A 17,384-nucleotide genomic window follows, 5' to 3' on the forward strand; every position below is an offset into this window, starting at 1 on the left:
CGGCGGGTGTTCAGGGGTTCTCGCCCTGGGACTGGTAGGCACGGATCAGGTGGTCGTCGGCCGGTGTGTCGAGCCAGTCCACCTTGTCCATCTTGCGCACCACGACGAACTCGTCGCGGTTGGTGCCGATCGTTCCGTAGTAGTTGAAGCCGTAGCTGAGCTGCGCGTAGCCGCCGATCATGTGGGTCGGCTTGAGCACGATGCGCGTGACCGAGTTGTGGATGCCACCGCGCACGCCGGTGATCTCCGAGCCCGGGGTGTTGATGATCTTTTCCTGCGAGTGGTACATCATCACCATGCCCGGGTTCACGCGCTGGCTGACCACCGCGCGCGCGGCCACCGCGCCGTTGATGTTGAACAGCTCGACCCAGTCGTTGTCCTCGATGCCGGCGCTCTTCGCGTCGTCCTCGCTCAGCCAGACCACGGTGCCGCCCCGGTTGAGGGTGAGCATCATCAGGTTGTCGCTGTAGGTCGAGTGGATGCCCCACTTCTGGTGCGGTGTGATGAAGTTCAGCACGATCTCCGCGTTGCCGTTGGACTTGATGTTGTGCACACCCGAGGTGGCCTTCAGGTCCACCGGCGGGCGGTAGCTGCCCAGGCCTTCGCCGAAGGCAATCATCCAGGGGTGGTCCTGGTAGAACTGCTGGCGCCCGGTGAGGGTGCGCCATGGGATGAGTTCGTGCACGTTGGTGTAGCCGGCGTTGTAGCTCACCGTTTCGCTCTCGATGCCGCTCCAGGTCGGGCTGCTGATGATCTTGCGCGGCTGGGCCTGGATGTCACGGAAGCGGATCTTCTCGTCCTCTCGGTGGATCGCCAGGTGCGTGTGGTCGAGCCCCGTCTGCTTGCCCAGCGCCTCCCAGGCCTTCACCGCCACGTGGCCGTTGGTCTCGGGCGCCAGGTGCAGGATGACTTCGCAGGCGTCGATGTCGGTCACGATCTTCGGCATGCCCTTGGTCACGCCCTCGTCGAGCGTGGTGCCGTTGAGCTGGCCGAGCTGTTCCACCTCGGTGCCGGTCTTCCAGCCGATGCCCTTGCCGCCGTTGCCCAGCTTGTCCAGCAAGGGGCCCAGCGCCGTGAAGCGCTTGAAGGTGTTGGGGTAGTCGCGTTCCACCACGGTGATCTGCGGCGCGGTCTTGCCGGGGATGAGTTCGCAGTGGCCCTTGCGCCATTCCTTGACATCAAACGGTTGCGCGAGTTCGCCGGGGGTGTCGTGCATGATGGGCGTGAGCACCACCTCTTTCTCCACGCCCAGATGGCCCACGCAGACCTCGCTGAAGGCCTGCGCAAAACCCTTGTAGATCTCCCAGTCACTGCGGCTCTGCCACACCGGGTCCACCGCCGCCGACAGCGGGTGGATGAAGGGGTGCATGTCGCTGGTGTTGAGGTCGTTCTTCTCGTACCAGCTCGCGGTGGGCAACACGATGTCCGAGTACAGGCAGGTGGTGCTCATGCGGAAGTCCAGCGTGACCAGCAGATCGAGCTTGCCTTGGGGCGCGTGCTCGTGCCACACCACCTCTTCGGGTTTGGCTTCGTCGCGGCCCAGGTCCTTGCCCTGCACGCCGTTTTCGGTGCCCAGCAGGTGCTTGCAGAAATACTCGTGGCCCTTGCCGCTGGAGCCCAGCAGGTTGCTGCGCCAGACGAACATGTTGCGCGGCCAGTTCTGCGGCGCGTCCGGGTCTTCACAGCTCATGGCCAGCGTGCCGTCCTTGAGCGCGCGCACCACGTAGTCCTTGGCGTCGAGCCCGGCGGCGGTGGCGTCCTTCACCACCTGCAGCGGGTTGGTCTTGAGCTGGGGTGCACTGGGCAGCCAGCCCATGCGCTCGGCGCGCACGTTGAAGTCGATCATGCTGCCGCCAAACGCGGCCTTGTCGGCCAGCGGGCTCACGATCTCTTCCATGCCGAGCTTCTCGTAGCGCCACTGGTCGGTGTGCGCGTAGAAGAAGCTGGTGCTGTTCATCTGGCGCGGCGGGCGGATCCAGTCCAGCGCGAAGGCCAGCGCGGTCCAGCCGGTCTGCGGGCGCAGCTTCTCCTGGCCCACGTAATGCGCCCAGCCGCCACCGCTCTGGCCGATGCAGCCGCACATCATCAGCAGGTTGATCACGCCGCGGTAGTTCATGTCGGCGTGGTACCAGTGGTTCATGGCCGCGCCGATGATCACCATCGATTTGCCGTGTGTCTTGTCGGCGTTGTCGGCGAACTGTTGCGCCACGGTGATGACCTGATCGCGCGGCACGCCGGTGATGCTCTCCTGCCAGGCTGGGGTGTAGGCGGCGTTGTCGTCGAAGTCCTTCGCGCCACTGCCCAGACCACGGTCGATGCCGTACTGCGCGACCTGCAGGTCGAACACGGTGGCCACCATCGCATGGCGCTCTTCGCCGGCCTTGCCCAGGCGCAGGCGCACGGCCGGCACGCGGGCGTGGTTGATGGCGCCGTTCTGCGCGTTGGCGGTGAAGTGCGGCGCGGCGTTGCCACCGAAGTAGGGGAAGGCCACGTCCACCACCTGGGTGTCTTGCTCGCCGTCCTCGATCACCGAGAGCTTGAGCTTCACCTCGGTGTCGCTGCGGGCCTCCTTGGCTTCCAGGTTCCACTTGCCTTCGTCGGCGCGACCGGCCTCGCCCCAGCGGAAGCCGATCGAGCCGTTGGGCAGCACGGCCTTGCCGCCGGTGTCGAAGGCCACGGTCTTCCACTCGGGGTTGTTCTTCTGGCCGAGCTGGCCGTTGAAGTCGCTGGCGCGCAGGTAGCGGTCGGGCACCAGGGTCTTGCTGCCGTCGGCGAGAACGTGTTCCTTCAGCATCACCAGCAGCGGCAGGTCGGTGTAGCGGCGCGCGTAGTCGTCGAAGTAGCTGCTGCGTGGCTTGCCGCCTTCGGGGAAATAGAAGTTCTTGAGCACCACGTGGCCCATGGCCATGGCGAGCGCGGCGTCCGTGCCCTGCTTGGGGTGCAGCCAGAGGTCGGAGAGCTTGGCCACCTCGGAGTAATCGGGCGTGACGGCCACCGTCTTGGCGCCCTTGTAGCGCACCTCGGTGAAGAAGTGGGCGTCGGGCGTGCGCGTCTGGGGCACGTTGGAACCCCAGGCGATGATGAACGAGCTGTTGTACCAGTCGGCCGATTCGGGCACGTCGGTCTGCTCGCCCCAGACCTGCGGGCTGGCCGGCGGCAGGTCGCAGTACCAGTCGTAGAAGCTCATGCACACGCCGCCGATGAGCGAGAGGTAACGCGAGCCGGCGGCGTAGCTCACCATGCTCATGGCCGGGATCGGGCTGAAGCCGATGATGCGGTCGGGTCCGTGCTGTTTGATGGTGTAGACGTTGGCCGCGGCGATCAGCTGGTTGACCTCGTCCCAGCTGCTGCGCACGAAACCGCCCATGCCGCGCACCTGCTGGTAGTCGCGCCGGGCTTCGGGGTTCTCGACGATGGAGGCCCAGGCGTCGACCGGGGTCTTGGCCACGTTCAGCGCGGCGCGCCAGCGCTCCAGCAGTCGACCGCGCACCATGGGGTACTTCACGCGGTTGGCGCTGTAGAGGTACCAGCTGTAGGAAGCGCCGCGCGCGCAGCCGCGTGGCTCGTGGTTGGGCATGTCCCAGCGCGTGCGCGGGTAGTCGGTCTGCTGGGTTTCCCAGGTGACGATGCCGCCCTTGACGTAGATCTTCCACGAGCACGAACCGGTGCAGTTCACGCCGTGCGTGCTGCGCACGATCTTGTCGTGCGCCCAGCGGTTGCGGTAGGCGTCTTCCCAGGTGCGGTCTTCACCGGTGGTCTGGCCGTGGTTGCCCGAGAAGTTTTCGCGCGGCAGCGAGAAGTGGGAAAGGCGGTCGAGGAAATGGCTCATGGCTTGCTCCGTGAAAATGGGATGCGCGACAGCGTGGGTGCGGCGTCAAGGGTTGTGGATTTCAGAGCCCTTGCGCAGGTAGAACCACCAGTTCAAGACCAGACAGACGGCGTAGAAGATGGCGAAGCCGTACATGGCTAGCTGGGGTGTGCCAGCCTTGATCTGCGCACCGATCACCACCGGTGCGATGAAGGCGCCGTAGGCGGCCACGGCCGAGGTCCATCCGAGCACGGGGCCGGCCTGCTGGCGGTCGAAGATCACACCGATGGTGCGGAAGGTGGAGCCGTTGCCGATACCGCTGGCGGCAAACAACACCATGAACAGCGCCAGGAAGATGAAGAAGTACGTTTCCGGCGTTGCCGACTGGTAGGCGAGTTGCATCACATAGCCCACCGCCACACCAGCGACCACCATGACCGCGCACACCCATTGGGTGACGATGGAGCCCCCAACCTTGTCGGCGATCCAGCCGCCCAGCGGCCGGATCTGGGCCATTGGGGTTGACCAAGGTGTGCTTGAGGATGCCGCTGGCGTCCTGCACGTGGCTGACGCTGAAAATCACCTTCATCGAGAGCGGCAGCGCCATGGAGAAGCCGATGAACGAGCCAAACGTGACGATGTACAGGATGGTCAGCGACCACGTGTGTTTGTTGCTGAAGATCGCGAACTGTTTCGCGACGTTGTCTTTCATCGCACCAAACGCGGTAATCTTCATCACCATCAAGGTGCTCACGATGATCAACGGCATGGCCAGCCACATGTTGAGCACACCCAAGCCGCTGGGCGCGGGCAGGTAGAGGTACAGGCCAACGCCGGCCGGAATGAACGACAGGGTGTAAAGCCAGATGATCTTTAGAAACGCCGTGATCGGCCCGCCGGTGTCGGGCGAAACAGTCTTGAGGTTGTTCATGCCGAACCAGCACAGGATGGACAGGGGAACGAGCGACAACACCCAGGCAAAGCCGGCGTTCTGGATCCAGGTGGGGGTACCGGCCGGGATGGCCCCAAAGATCCACCCGCTTTCCTTCTGCAAGGTCATGGATTGACCCCCCACGTCGCCGAAGATGCTCACCGTCATCACCAGGGGGATGACGATCTGCATGGTGGTGACACCGAAATTGCCCAGTCCTGCATTTAGTCCCAGGCCGGTGCCTTGCAGGCGTTTGGGAAAGAACGAAGAGATGTTGGACATCGAAGAGGCAAAGTTCCCGCCCCCCACACCCGACCACAAGGCCATGAGTTGGAATGACCACAGCGGCCACTCGGGATGCTGCAGTACGATGCCGGTGCCGATGGCAGGGGCCAGCAACATCGCGGTGGTGAGAAAGATGGTGTTGCGCCCGCCCGAGAGCCTGATCAGGAATGAGGCCGGAATGCGCATCGTCGCGCCAGCCAGACCGGCGATCGCGGTCAGGGTGAAAAGCTCGGCCTGGCTGAAGGGGTAGCCCAGGTTGAGCATCTGCACCGTGATGATTCCCCACATGCCCCACACGGCGAAGCCGCACAGCAGCGCCGGCACCGAGATCCAGAGGTTGCGGTAGGCGATGCGTTTACCGGTGGTGTTCCAGAAGGTTTCATCCTCCGGGCGCCAGTCCACGATGTCGGGGCCGATCTTGTGTGTGTTGCTCATGGTGTTGTGAACCGACGCGTGGGGTCAGCTTTGAAGTGAAAAGGGTTTGGCGTTGGCGCCCATGACCTCGGTCTGGCGCACTTCGGTCCAGTACATCCAGATGAGCGAGACCCAGACCACGCCGTACATCAACATGAAGGCGCTGGAGCGGATGCCGGTGATGTCCATCAGCGCGCCGAACAGGATGGGCAGCACGAAGCCGCCGAGGCCACCGGCCAGGCCCACGATGCCGCTGATGGCGCCGATGTTTTTCGGGAAATCGTCGCTGATGTACTTGAAGACGCTGGCCTTGCCGAAGGCCCAGGCGATGCCCAGGATGAACATCAGCGCGGTGAAGAGGTAGACGTTGAGGCCAATGTGGAAGGTCCTGGGGCCGTCCACCGTGGCCACGGTGAAGTCGGTCTGCGGGTACGACAGCAGGAACAGGCAGATCCAGCTCACCCACAGCACCCACCAGGTGACCTTGTGCGCACCGAACTTGTCCGACATCACGCCGCCCACGGCACGCAGCACGCCACCGGGCAGCGAGAAACAGGCCGCCAGCAGCGCGGCCACGCGGATGTCCAGACCGAACTCGCCCACGTAGTACTGCACCATCCACAGCGAGAGCGCCACGTAGCCGCCGAAGACGATGCTGTAGTACTGGCAGTACTTGAGCACCTTGGGGTCTTTCAGCGCCTTGAGCTGGTCCATGAAGGACACGTTGCTCGGCACCAGGTGGGCGGGGTTGCTGTAGGTGAAGAGCCAGAACAGCACCACCGTGCCCAGCATGATGGCCGCGTACACCTGCGGCACCATGGTCCAGCCGAAGGCCACCAGCAGCACCGGGGCGACGAACTTGTTGACCGCCGCGCCCGAGTTGCCCGCGCCGTACACGCCCATGGCCATGCCCTGGCGGTGCTTGGGGAACCAGCGCGCCACGTAGGGCGTGCCGACCGAGAAAGAACCGCCCGCCAGGCCGACGAACAGGCCGATGGTGAGGAAGTGCCAGTAGGCGGTGGCGTAGCTCATGAGCCAGATCGCCGGCACGGTGATGGCCATGAGGATGGCCATCACGATGCGGCCGCCGAAGCGGTCGGTCCAGATGCCCAGCGGCACGCGCACCAGCGAGCCGGTGAGCACCGGCGTGGCCATGAGCAGGCCGAACTGGGTGGAGTTGAGGTCGAGCGCCTTCTTGATCGGGATGCCGATGACGCCGAACATCATCCAGACCATGAAGCAAACGGTGAAGGCCAGCGTGCTGACGAGCAGCACCGACCAGGCTTTTTTGTCGTTGTTCAGTTCAGAGGCCATGTTGTCTTTCTCCACGCGGGGCATGGCAAGACTGTCGGCGCTGAGCGCCGTCGTGGCTATCCGCCACCCGGGTGCCGGGGGCGGCTCTGAAGAACGATGGTGGCGGGACGCGGTGCGTCCGGAAGAACTAGCGCGGCCGGTTTGTGGCCATCACTTGATCTGGATCAAGGCCTCAGGGCCGATCCCCCACCCCCAGGACGATGGTGACCAGCACGCTGGCGTCTTCTACCGCGAGCAGGCTGTGCGGCACGCCCCCGCGCAAGAAGAGCAGCTGTTCGGCCTGCAGCCGCTGCACGCCCTCGGGCGTTTCAAAATCGATGGCGCCTTCGAGGCACTGCACGGTGATCTCGCCAGCGACCTGGTGCATCGGCATGGAGCGGCCCCGCGGCAGCATCAGCCGGATGACCTCGAGCTGCTCGGACTTGAACAAGGCGATGGACTGGGTGCTCAGCGCGTCGCCGCCCAGGTGGCGCAGGTTGGCAATTTCACCCGATTCGAGGTGGTGCAGGGCCATGGGGGTCTCCTGGTTAGGCGTGACGGGCGGCGAACACCGCCGCTTGCACACGCGAGGTGAGGTGGAGTTTGCGCAGGATGTGTTGCACGTGGATTTTGACCGTGGTCTCCGCGATGTCGAGCTGGCGGGCGATGTGTTTGTTGCTGTCGCCGCGTGCGATCAGGTGCAGGATCTCGAGCTCGCGCACCGAGAGCGAAGCAAGTGCGGCGTCGGTGGTGGCCACCGCTGCACCAGGCGCCTCACCCTGGGCGGGCGGCTGCGACCGCAGGGCCGACACCAGCTTGGTGGTCATCTCGGGGCTGACCACCGACTCGCCGTCCATCACCTTGACGATGGCCTCGCACAGGTGGTGCGACTCGACGGTCTTGAGCAGGTACCCGTCGGCGCCGGCCTTGAGCGCGGCCACCAGGTCGGCCTCGTTCTCGCTCACCGTGAGCATGAGGACGCGGGTGCCTGGCGCGGCCTCGCGCAGAGAGGGGATGGCGTCCACCCCCAGCACGCCGGGCAGGTGGTTGTCGAGCAGGATCACATCGGGCCGTTGGCGCGCCAGGCAGCGCAGCGCCTCGCCCACGTCGCCGGCCTCGCAGCTCACTTCGAAGCGCGGGTCCTGCGAGAGCAGCGCCGTCAGTCCGCGGCGGAACAGGGAGTGGTCGTCGACCACGAGCAACTGGATCGGGCGGGCGGATGGGTCGGTCATGAAACGGTGGGTTCGGCGACGGGGGCGGGGGTGGACGTGGCCGCCACCGGATGGGGTGGCAGGGTCAGGGTGACGGTGGTGCCCTGGCCGGGCTCGGAGCTCACGTCGACCCGTGCGCCGATGAGCTTGGCGCGCTCGCCCATGATCTTCAGCCCCACGTGGGAGGCATCGGGCGCGTCCAGCGCGTCAAAGCCCGCGCCATCGTCGCGCACGCGAAACAACCAGTGCGATCCCTTGACCACGTCGAGCTGCACGTGATTGGCGCCGGCGTGTTTGCGCACGTTGGACAGCGACTCCTGCAACACGTGCAGCACCTGCACCTGGACATCGGCCGGCAAGGGCAGGCCATGGCCTTCGACGTGCAGCCTGGCGGGCAGACCGGTCTGGTACTGGAACTTCTGCAGCGTCTCCTGCAGCGCGCGCTCGATGTCGTCGGTGTTGGTGCGGGTGCGAAAGTGCACCAGCAGTTCGCGCACGTCGTTGATGCTTTCGCGCAGGCCCTCGTCGAGCTCGTCGAGCGTGCTCAACACCCTCGCCTCCTGGCCCTTTTGCGCCGCGTTGCGCAGCAGCTGGACCTGGATCTTCAGGAAGGCCAGCGACTGCGCGATGGAGTCGTGCAGTTCACGCGCGATCAGCGCGCGCTCCTCGCCCACCGCCGCCTCGCGCTCCAGCGCGGAGGCGCGCAGGCTCTCCAGCGCATTGGCGAGGTGGCTGGCCAGGGCATCGAGCAACTCGGTCTCGCCCGTGCTCAGGCTGGCCTGCGAACGGTAGAACAGGTCGATTTCGCCAAGCACGCGGTTTTGAAGCCGCACGGGCACGCTCACCAGTGTCTCGAAGCCGGCGCGCGCGCAGTGGCGCACCGGGGCCTCGTCGTGGCTGTGGATGGGGATGACGCGCGTCCGCGCGTCGGGCTGCAGGCTGCCGCAAGCGCAGGCTCCGGCCAGCAGGCTGCGCTCTTCCTCCACCATGTCCTGGGGAAAGCAGTCGGAGGCCAGCATGAGGTAACGCTGGCTGGCCTCGTCGCTCCAGCGCACCGCGACCGCATCGGCCTTCACCACCGAGCGCACGCGCTGGGCAAATCCGCGCGAGAGCTCCTCGATGGAGCCGGCATGGGCCATGAAGGCACTGACCTCATACAAGGTCTCCAGCCGCGCGCGCTGCGCCTCGATGTGGCGCGTCTTGGTCTCGACCTGGCTCTCCAGTCCGGCGTACATCGACTGCAGCGTGGACGCCATGCGGTTGAAGCCGCCCGCCACCTGCCCGAATTCGTCCAGCGTCTCCACCTCCACCCGCGCCTTGAAGTCACCCGACTCCAGCCGTCGCAGGCCCTGGCGCAGGTGCACCAGCGGGTTGATCACATACATGTAGCCGGTGTAGAGCATCACCACCGCGCCGACGATGGCCAGCGCCATCATGAGGAACTGGAACAGGTTGAGGATGGCGGTGAAGCCCGAGAGCTGCTTTTCGATCGCGAGCACCAGGGCGTCGATGGCCTCGACGAAGGCGTCGGCCGCGGCCAGCGCCTGCGCCGGTTCGGGCGGGCCCTCCTGCAACCACAGCGGGCGCTGGTTCTGCCACAGCGCCTCCACCGTGGCGAACTCGCGGCCGACCGCGTCGTCCCAGGGCACGAAGAGTGGCCGGCTGGCATCGCCCTGGCGCAGCAGGTCCAGGCTGCGGTCGAACTCCTGCACCAATGCCGCCACATCGGCCGGTGCGCGCCCGGCCTGCGCCACGCTGGTGAGCCGCCAGGTCTGCATGCGCATGCGCCCGGCTTCGTTGACCGCGGCCGCACCGCCTTCGAGCTGCCAGGTCACCCACAGCGTGAGACCGATGGACGCCAAGGCGACGAGCAGCAGCCCGGCGCCAATGCGCACCAGCTTGGTCGACAACGATGCGGTGGACACCATGACGCGAGGTTAGCGGCTTTCGTCGCCGGCAGATACCCGCGAGCGACGGACCGCGACGTCGATCGGGCGCGGCAGGCCGGGCACAAAATGCAGCCGCTGGCCACCGCGCGCACCCGCGGCGGGTGCCACCAGGTCGGCCAGCGTGACCCCGTCGAGCACCTCCAGGTAGCGGTCCATGGCCTCGCGCAGCGCACCCTTGAGGCGGCAGTGGCCGTCCAGGCGGCAGCTGTTGTGTTCGGCGTCGAAACACTCCACCAGGGTGAAGTCGCTTTCGGTCTGTCGGACCACCTCGCCCAGCACGATGGTGTGCGCCGGCTTGAGCAGGCGCAGGCCACCGCCGCGGCCCCGCGTGGTCTCCAGCAGGCCCAGGCCGGAAAGCGTCATCACGATCTTGGTCAGGTGGCTGCGCGAGATGCCGTGGGCCTCGGCGATTTCACCGATGGTGGCGGGTTGTTCGCGCTGCTCGCTGGCGGCGCAGTACATCAGCACGCGCAGGCTGTAGTCGGTCCAGTTGGTCAGTCGCATGCCGCATCCTCCTGATGACCGATGTCCGTGTGGACGGTCTGAATATTCATGTTGCGTGCATTTTATGCGCTAATATATTCATTCCAAATGAATCTTTAAGGACCTTCAACCATGGACACCACCTTCGCCCCTGCAGACACCCTCGGACTCGGACGCGCGGACCAGCCCATCGGACAGATCGCGGTGGATCTGCCCGGTGCCACCGCCGTCTTTCGCCGTCTCAAGCTCGACTTCTGCTGCGGCGGCCAGATCGCCCTGCAACAGGCCTGCGAGAACAAGGGCCTGTCGGTCGACGCGGTGCTGGCCGAACTGGCGCTGCTGGAGCGCCCGGGAAACCAGGCCGTGCCGCAGGCGCCCGCCGAGATGATCGACCATATCCTCACGCGCTACCACGCCGTGCACCGCGAGCAGTTGCCCGAACTGATCCGCATGGCGCGCCGAGTGGAGGCGGTGCACCGCGAGCACCCCGATGTGCCCGCCGGCCTGGCCGAGCACCTCGAGGCCATCGAGGCCGAGATGCTGGAGCACATGGCCAAGGAAGAGAACATCCTGTTCCCCATGCTCAAGGCGGGCGGGCGCGGCATGGCCGTGCACCCCATCGGCGTGATGCGCGAGGAACACACCAGCCATGGCGAACAGCTCGACCGCCTGATGGCCATGACCCACGACGCCACGCCGCCCCAAGACGCGTGCAACACCTGGCGCGCGCTGTACGCGGGCGTCAACCAGTTCGCGGACGACCTGATCGCCCACATCCACCTGGAAAACAACCAGCTGTTCCCGCAGTACGAGCCAGCGCGCGCGGCCTGCTGCTGAGCCGTGCGCGGCATGGCGCCGCGGTGGGAACCGCTATGCTGGCGGTGACATTCCCCGACCGCGCCGCCACCACCCCATGCCAACACCGGACATCGCCTGGGCCTACCCGCTGCTCCTCAAGACCCATGTGAGCCTGGTCGCGGGCAGCGCGGGCCTGTTCGCGTTGCGGGGTCTGGGTGGGCTGCTGGGCCATGCCTGGCCCATGCGCCCGGGCTGGCGCCACCTGAGCGTGGCGATCGACACCGCCCTGCTCGCGGCGGGCGCCAGCCTGTGGTGGCTGCTGCAACTCAACCCGCTGCACACGCCCTGGCTGGGCACCAAACTCGCGCTGCTGCTGGTCTACATCGCCCTGGGCTCGATGGCACTCAAGCGCGCTCGCTCCACGCGTTCGCGCGCCTTGTTCCTGCTGGCCGCGCTGCTGTGCCTGGCCTTCATGGCCTCGATCGCACTGGCGCGGCACCCGCTGGGCTGGTGGGCGCCATGACCCATCCCCAACCGACAGCGCCAGACAGCGCCGCGCTGCACCGCTCGCGCGTGATGCGCTGGCTGTTGTGGCTGGCCGGCAGCGTGTCGCTGCTGCTGGGCCTCATCGGCGTGGTGCTGCCGGGTCTGCCCACCACGCCCTTCGTGCTGCTGGCCGCCGCCTGTTACGCCAAGGCTTCGCCGCGCCTGCACGGCTGGTTGCTCAACCACCGCTTCCTCGGACCCATGGTGCGCGACTGGGAGACCCACCGCAGCCTCACGCGGCGCAGCAAGACGGTGGCCCAGGTGTCGATGGTGGTGATGGTCGGCCTGTCGGCCTGGAGCTTTCGCGGCCAGCCGGTGGTGCTGGGGGTGTTGCTGGTCGCCGCCGTGATCGGGGTGCTGGTGGTGGCGCGCATCCCGACCCGCGGGCCGGATCGACGCTGACGATCCGGCGCCGGGCCGCCCCAAGCCGGATCAGCCCCCTCGGGGGGCAGCGACCCGCGCAGCGGCGCAGCGTGGGGGCTCGTTCAGCCTTTGGCGCGGCGCGCGAGCACCTCAAACGCCGGCAGCGTCTTGCCTTCGAGCACCTCGAGGAAGGCGCCACCGCCGGTGGAGATGTAGCCCACGTCCTTCTCGATACCGTACTTGGCAATGGCCGCCAGCGTGTCGCCACCGCCCGCGATGCTGAAGGCGCTGCTCCTGGCGATGGCCTCTGCGATCACCTTGGTGCCGTTCTCGAACGCCGCGAACTCGAACACGCCCACCGGGCCGTTCCACACGATGGTGCCGGCCTGCATCAGTTGCGCGGCCAGCTTCGCGGCGGTCTCGGGTCCGATGTCCAGGATCAGGTCGTCGTCGGCCACCTCGGTGGCCTTCTTCACCGTGGCGGGTGCGTCGGCGCTGAAGGCCTTGGCGGTCACCACGTCGGTGGGGATCGGCACCTCGGCGCCGCGCGCCTTCATGGCTTCGATCACGGCTTTCGCCTCATTGACCAGGTCGGCCTCGGCCAGGCTCTTGCCGATCTTCAGGCCGGCGGCGAGCATGAAGGTGTTGGCGATGCCACCGCCCACGATGAGCTGGTCCACCTTGCTGGCCAGGCTTTTCAGGATGGTGAGCTTGGTGCTGACCTTGCTGCCGGCCACGATGGCCACGAGTGGGCGTTTGGGCGCGAGCAGCGCGGCGGCAATCGCGTCCATCTCGGCGGCCAGGAGCGGGCCGGCGCAGGCGATGGGCGCGGTCTCGGCGATGCCATAGGTCGTGCCCTCGGCGCGGTGCGAGGTGCCGAAGGCGTCGTGCACGAAGATGTCGCACAGGGCGCCGAGCTTCTTCGCGAGTTCGGGGCTGTTCTTCTTTTCGCCCACGTTCAGGCGGCAGTTTTCCAGCAGCACGACTTCACCGGGGCTCACGGAGAAATCCCCATCGATCCAGTTGGCCACCAGGCGCACCGGGCGGTCCATCAGCTCACCCAGGCGTGCGGCCACGGGCTGCAACGAGTCTTCGGGTTTGAACGCTCCTTCGGTGGGACGGCCGAGGTGCGAGGTGACCATGACCGCCGCCCCCGCGTCCAGCGCCATCTGGATCGCCGGGATGCTCGCGCGGATGCGGGTGTCCTCGGTGATGTGGCCGGCGTCGTCCTGCGGCACGTTGAGGTCGGCCCGGATGAACACGCGCTGGCCTTTGGCCTGGCCACTGGAGCAGAGATCGGAGAAGCGGATGAAGGACATGGTGCTGTTCAGGTGGGGGGTGAAGGACAAACCCACGCATTGTAGAAAGGCCCCGCGCCCTGCGAAACGCCACAAACCCTCACACGGCCTGCCTTTCAGCTGGCGGGACGGCGCGGGGCCTCACCGGCCCGGGCGTACGCCGCAGCGCACGGCGCCAACATGTCCAGCGCCTGGTCGTGCGCCTGGGTCTGCACATCCATGAGACCCAGCACCGAGTGAAACAGGTGATCGTGCGAGACCGGCTTGTCGGCCTGGGCGCGCAGGCACTTCTCCCCCACGCCGCTGCGCTGCTGCAGGCCCGGCGAGAGCCAGGCCACCATGGGGACATGGGTTTGCTGCTCGGGTGCCAGCGCGTACGGCACACCGTGCAGGTACAGACCGCTCTCTCCCAACGATTCGCCGTGGTCGGACATGTAGATCAGCCCGGTCTGGAAGGCACCGCTCTGCTCGCGTTCCTTCAGCCACCGCAGTGACAGGTCAAGGAAGTGGTCGGTGTACGCGATCGAGTTGTCGTAGGCGTTCACCAGCTGCTCGGGCGGGCAGTCGGACAGCGTGTTGCTGGTGCACTCAGGCATGAAGGGTTTGCGCTCGGCGCTCGAGCGGTGCGAGTAGGCGGGGCCGTGGCTGCCCATCTGGTGCATCACCAGCACCACGCCGCGCGCGCGGCGCACCGGGTCGAGCGCGGCGATGCGCGCGTCCAGGCCGTCGAGCATGGCGGGGTCGAGGCACTCGCCGCCATCGCACAGGCCGGGCAGCTTCAGGTCCAGCGTGCTGGCGTTGGGCACCCGGGCGCACACGCCCTTGCAGCCCGCCTGGTTGTCAATCCACAGCACGGCCAGACCTGCGCGCTGCAGCACGTCGAGCAGGTTTTCGTGCTCGGGTGTCTGGTCGCCGCCCTGCGTGCGCGTGAGCGGCGAGAACATGCAGGGCACCGACACCTTGGTGTTGGTGCCGCACGAGTGCACCTGGCTGAAGTTGACCAGGCCTTCCTCGGCCTGCCAGCGCGCGAGCGCCGGCGTGGTGTTGCGTGCGTAACCATTGAGGCCGAAGTTCTGCGCGCGCGCGGTCTCACCCACGACCACCATCAACAGTGGCGGTTTGCTCTGGCCGCTGTAGCTGGCGCCGAGCCGGGCGTCCTCGCCCACGGGCTTGAGGGCCTGAACCTGACGGGGCAGCTGGTCCACCGCCAGGCGGCTGGCGGCATACACGGTGTTGACCGGGTTGACCATGTAGCGCAATTCCTTGTGGTTGCGCATGAGCGAGGCCAGGTCCTGGTAGGTGAGCAGGGTGGCGGCCACCACCGCGACCACGCCGACCAGGGCGCCCAGCGCGTTGCGCCCGGTCTGGGGCAACCAGCTGCGCATGGCCAGCGGCCGGCGCCAGATCACCCACAGCGGCAGGCCCGCCACCAGCAGCACGGTCAGCGGCAAGGCCCACGACATCAGGTCGCGCACCTCGCGCACGTCGGTCTGCACCACGTTGGCCAGCATGGTCGGGTCGATCACCGCGCCGTACTGCAGCATGAAATGCGTATTGAAGGCGCTCACCAGCACCAGCGCGGTGGCCACCGGGCGAAACACGCGCGGCCAGGCCAGCAGCGAGAGCAGGGCGGCGGTGATGCCGAGCACCACCAGGCCGAACCCCCCCAGCAGCGCCAGGCGTTGCGTGGGGGTACCGGCCAGTTCGTTCACCCGCAGCCACAGCGGCAGGTTGCCTGCCACGGCCAGCCACAGCGACAGCAGCCACACGGCGGTGGCGGGGCGCCAGGTCGGGCGGGGAAGTCGGATGCCGGCTGGCGGCGTCAGGGCTGGGGACGAAAGCATGGGCGAAACCTCGGGGTCGGCACATGCCGACCTGTGAAGCCTCGCGCTCGCGGGTTAAGTCAACCTTATGGCCATCAGCGCGGCCACCGAAGCCTGAAGCGGGTCGTCATGGGCGCCTCTGCTGTGTCACGCTGCAGCGTGGCGCCCAGCTGCTCGGCGATGCGCTCAACCAGGCGCAGGCCCAGGCCCAAGCCCCGCGGCACCTGCGCCTGGGTGGAAGGCAGCGCGTCGGCACGCTGGCCGTCGTCGCTGACCGACACGCCCACCTCGGTTGGGGTCTGCCAGACCTCCACCACCACCTGCGTGCCCGGCGGGGTGTGGCGCAAGGCGTTCTCGATCAGGTTGCGCAAGGCCAGCTCCAGCAGCGTGGGCTGCACGTGCAGGATCACCGGCGCATCAGGCTGCTCCAGCGACAGCTCGTGGCCGCGCTCAAAGCTTTCCTGTGCGTGCGAGGCGATCAAACCGGCCGCAACATTGCCCACCGACACGTCCTTCCAGGCCTCACGGCCCAAGCCGTCGCGCTGAGCGCGCGCGAGCTCCAGCAGCTGCGAGAGGATGTGGCCGGCCCTCAGCGCGGAAGCCTCCAGCTGCGCCAGCCGCTCGGGCGAGGGGTCGTGCTGCGCCGCGGCCGCCTGCAGCGACAGGGCCGCCAGGGGCGTGCGCAACTCATGCGCCACGTCCGACGCAAATTCCCGTTCGCGCCGGGCCTGTGTCTGCAGGGAATCCACCAGCGTGTTGATGGCGTGCACCGTGCTGGAGAACTCGTGAAAGCGGTGCTCGGTGTCCAGGCGCTGGCCACCGAGGCCGTCGAGCGCGGCCACGTCGCGCGACAGGCGCACCAGCGGGCTCAGGCCACGGCGCAGCGCCCACCAGAGCAGCAGTGCCACCAGGGGCAACACCAGCAGGGCCGGGCGTGCGAGCTTGAGTGCCATGTCGCGACCGAGGTCGACGCGGTGGTCCATGTCCATCAAGACAGCGACAAAATCGGCCGCGTGCTCACCCTGGCCCGCAGCGGCATACACGCGCCAGCGCACCTGGCCGCTGGGTGTGTTCTGCACCCGGTTGGAGAAGCCGACCGAAGGCGCGAAGTCCAGGCCCACGCTGGCGGCGAGCGTGTGGGTGTCGGTGAACAGCTGGCCGTCGACCCAGTGCAGCACGGCCACGTCCTGCACATAGGCGCGCGTGCGGCTGGAGGCGATGGGTTCGGGTGTGGACAGGGTCTGGTCGGGTTCGACCGACAGCCACAGGCGCGCCACCGCCTCCAGTTGCCCGTCCGTGATCTCCTCGGCCTCGTGGTGGCCTGTGTACCAGGCCACGATCAGCAGCGTGGTCCACACCACCAGCAGGGCGCCCATCACCCAGCTCCAGAGGTAGCGCCACAACGTGGGCAGGCGTGCCGTGGCGGTGTGCGCCGTCATGCGGGTGGGTCCTGCTGCGGCACGAAGTAGCCCACGCCGCGCACCGTCTTGATGAGCGACTCGCCGAGCTTGCGGCGAAGGTGGTGGATGTGCACCTCGATCGCATTGCTGTCCAGCGCTTCACCGAAGCCGTACAACGACGACTCCAGCCGCGACTTGGACAGCACCTGCGGGCGCGCCTGCAGCAGCGTCATCAACAGCGCGAACTCCTTGCCACCCAGCGGCACCGCCTCACCGGCGCGCAGCACCGTGTGGGCCGCCGGGTCCACCACCAGATCCCCATGGGTGATCACCGGACTGCTGCGCCCCACCGCACGGCGCAGCATGGCGCGCAGTCGGGCCAGCAACTCGTTGGCGTCGAAAGGTTTGACGATGTAGTCGTCGGCACCGCTGTCCAGACCGCTGACGCGGTCGCTCACGCCATCGCGTGCCGTCATGATCAGCACCGGCAGGTCGTTGCGGGGCATCGCTGCGCGACCGGCCACGGGGGCGGTCTGGCGGCGCAGACGGGCCAGCAGGTCCAGGCCATCACCATCGGGCAGGCCCAGGTCGAGGATCAGCACGTCGAAGGGCTCCACCGACAGCGCGTGCCACGCCGCGCCGAGCGTGCCACACAGGTCCACCGCATAGCCCGCCTGCCTGAGCGAGGCCTGCAGACCATTGGCGATGCCGGGATCGTCTTCCACCACGAGTGCGCGCATTGACGAATCGGACCTTGGGTCCGTTGGTTGGGGATCGCGCCA

At 67.2% G+C, this 17,384-nt stretch carries 15 protein-coding genes and 1 pseudogene; 4 read left to right on the forward strand and 12 right to left on the reverse strand.

Features of this window, described 5'->3' with window-relative positions:
* Window positions 1-10: 10 nt before the first annotated feature.
* Complete coding sequence (locus ASE11_RS01055; protein WP_056264557.1) at window positions 11-3,829, reverse strand: nitrate reductase subunit alpha; 3,819 nt, start codon at window positions 3,827-3,829, stop codon at window positions 11-13.
* 45 nt (window positions 3,830-3,874) lie between these two features.
* Window positions 3,875-4,324 (reverse strand): MFS transporter, encoded by a 450-nt coding sequence (locus ASE11_RS27035; protein ID WP_414842417.1) that lies wholly within the window; start codon window positions 4,322-4,324, stop codon window positions 3,875-3,877.
* Between the two features lie 26 nt (window positions 4,325-4,350).
* Here ASE11_RS27035 and ASE11_RS27040 point away from each other — a divergent pair, with 26 nt between their 5' ends.
* Entirely contained in the window at window positions 4,351-4,626 is a 276-nt protein-coding gene (locus ASE11_RS27040; protein WP_414842418.1) for a hypothetical protein, read from the forward strand.
* 374 nt (window positions 4,627-5,000) lie between these two features.
* Here ASE11_RS27040 and ASE11_RS27045 read toward each other — a convergent pair.
* The 6 genes and pseudogenes from ASE11_RS27045 to ASE11_RS01085 all read right to left on the reverse strand — a co-directional run.
* Window positions 5,001-5,459: pseudogene (locus ASE11_RS27045) on the reverse strand (antiporter); the annotation flags it as partial.
* Window positions 5,460-5,483: 24 nt separating this feature from the next.
* Complete coding sequence (locus tag ASE11_RS01065) at window positions 5,484-6,752, reverse strand: MFS transporter (protein ID WP_056264560.1); 1,269 nt, start codon at window positions 6,750-6,752, stop codon at window positions 5,484-5,486.
* Window positions 6,753-6,924: 172 nt separating this feature from the next.
* On the reverse strand, window positions 6,925-7,266 hold the full coding sequence (locus ASE11_RS01070) for a hypothetical protein (protein WP_056264564.1): 342 nt from the start codon (window positions 7,264-7,266) through the stop codon (window positions 6,925-6,927).
* Window positions 7,267-7,279: 13 nt separating this feature from the next.
* The gene (locus tag ASE11_RS01075; RefSeq protein WP_056264567.1) at window positions 7,280-7,963 is read right to left on the reverse strand and encodes a response regulator; all 684 of its coding nucleotides are present in this window, start codon (window positions 7,961-7,963) and stop codon (window positions 7,280-7,282) included.
* Complete coding sequence (locus tag ASE11_RS01080; protein ID WP_056264569.1) at window positions 7,960-9,870, reverse strand: type IV pili methyl-accepting chemotaxis transducer N-terminal domain-containing protein; 1,911 nt, start codon at window positions 9,868-9,870, stop codon at window positions 7,960-7,962. Before ASE11_RS01080 ends, ASE11_RS01075 begins: the two co-directional genes overlap by 4 nt.
* 9 nt (window positions 9,871-9,879) lie before the next feature.
* Window positions 9,880-10,395 carry an RrF2 family transcriptional regulator gene (locus ASE11_RS01085; protein WP_056264570.1) on the reverse strand — a complete coding sequence of 172 codons (516 nt, stop codon included), beginning with the start codon at window positions 10,393-10,395 and terminating at the stop codon, window positions 9,880-9,882.
* Between the two features lie 111 nt (window positions 10,396-10,506).
* On the opposite strand from ASE11_RS01085, the gene ytfE reads away from it, so the two are divergent.
* The 3 genes from ytfE (at window position 10,507) to ASE11_RS01100 (ending at window position 12,120) form a co-directional block, all read left to right on the forward strand.
* On the forward strand, window positions 10,507-11,211 hold the full coding sequence (ytfE, locus tag ASE11_RS01090) for an iron-sulfur cluster repair protein YtfE (protein ID WP_056264573.1): 705 nt from the start codon (window positions 10,507-10,509) through the stop codon (window positions 11,209-11,211).
* Window positions 11,212-11,287: 76 nt separating this feature from the next.
* Window positions 11,288-11,695 carry a SirB2 family protein gene (locus tag ASE11_RS01095; protein WP_056264575.1) on the forward strand — a complete coding sequence of 136 codons (408 nt, stop codon included), beginning with the start codon at window positions 11,288-11,290 and terminating at the stop codon, window positions 11,693-11,695.
* Entirely contained in the window at window positions 11,692-12,120 is a 429-nt protein-coding gene (locus ASE11_RS01100) for a YbaN family protein (protein WP_056265573.1), read from the forward strand. The genes ASE11_RS01095 and ASE11_RS01100 overlap by 4 nt, the downstream gene beginning before the upstream one ends.
* Before the next feature lie 83 nt (window positions 12,121-12,203).
* Here the strand turns inward: ASE11_RS01100 and ASE11_RS01105 are convergent, their stop codons facing one another.
* From ASE11_RS01105 to ASE11_RS01120, 4 genes are all read right to left on the reverse strand, one after another.
* Window positions 12,204-13,400 carry a phosphoglycerate kinase gene (locus ASE11_RS01105; protein WP_056264576.1) on the reverse strand — a complete coding sequence of 399 codons (1,197 nt, stop codon included), beginning with the start codon at window positions 13,398-13,400 and terminating at the stop codon, window positions 12,204-12,206.
* 95 nt (window positions 13,401-13,495) lie between these two features.
* Complete coding sequence (locus ASE11_RS01110; protein ID WP_056264581.1) at window positions 13,496-15,223, reverse strand: phosphoethanolamine transferase; 1,728 nt, start codon at window positions 15,221-15,223, stop codon at window positions 13,496-13,498.
* Window positions 15,224-15,297: 74 nt separating this feature from the next.
* Complete coding sequence (locus tag ASE11_RS01115) at window positions 15,298-16,641, reverse strand: sensor histidine kinase (RefSeq protein WP_056264582.1); 1,344 nt, start codon at window positions 16,639-16,641, stop codon at window positions 15,298-15,300.
* The gene (locus tag ASE11_RS01120) at window positions 16,638-17,342 is read right to left on the reverse strand and encodes a response regulator transcription factor (RefSeq protein WP_056264585.1); all 705 of its coding nucleotides are present in this window, start codon (window positions 17,340-17,342) and stop codon (window positions 16,638-16,640) included. Before ASE11_RS01120 ends, ASE11_RS01115 begins: the two co-directional genes overlap by 4 nt.
* Window positions 17,343-17,384: the final 42 nt, after the last annotated feature.

This window comes from Hydrogenophaga sp. Root209 (genome assembly GCF_001428625.1).
GTDB lineage: Bacteria > Pseudomonadota > Gammaproteobacteria > Burkholderiales > Burkholderiaceae_C > Hydrogenophaga.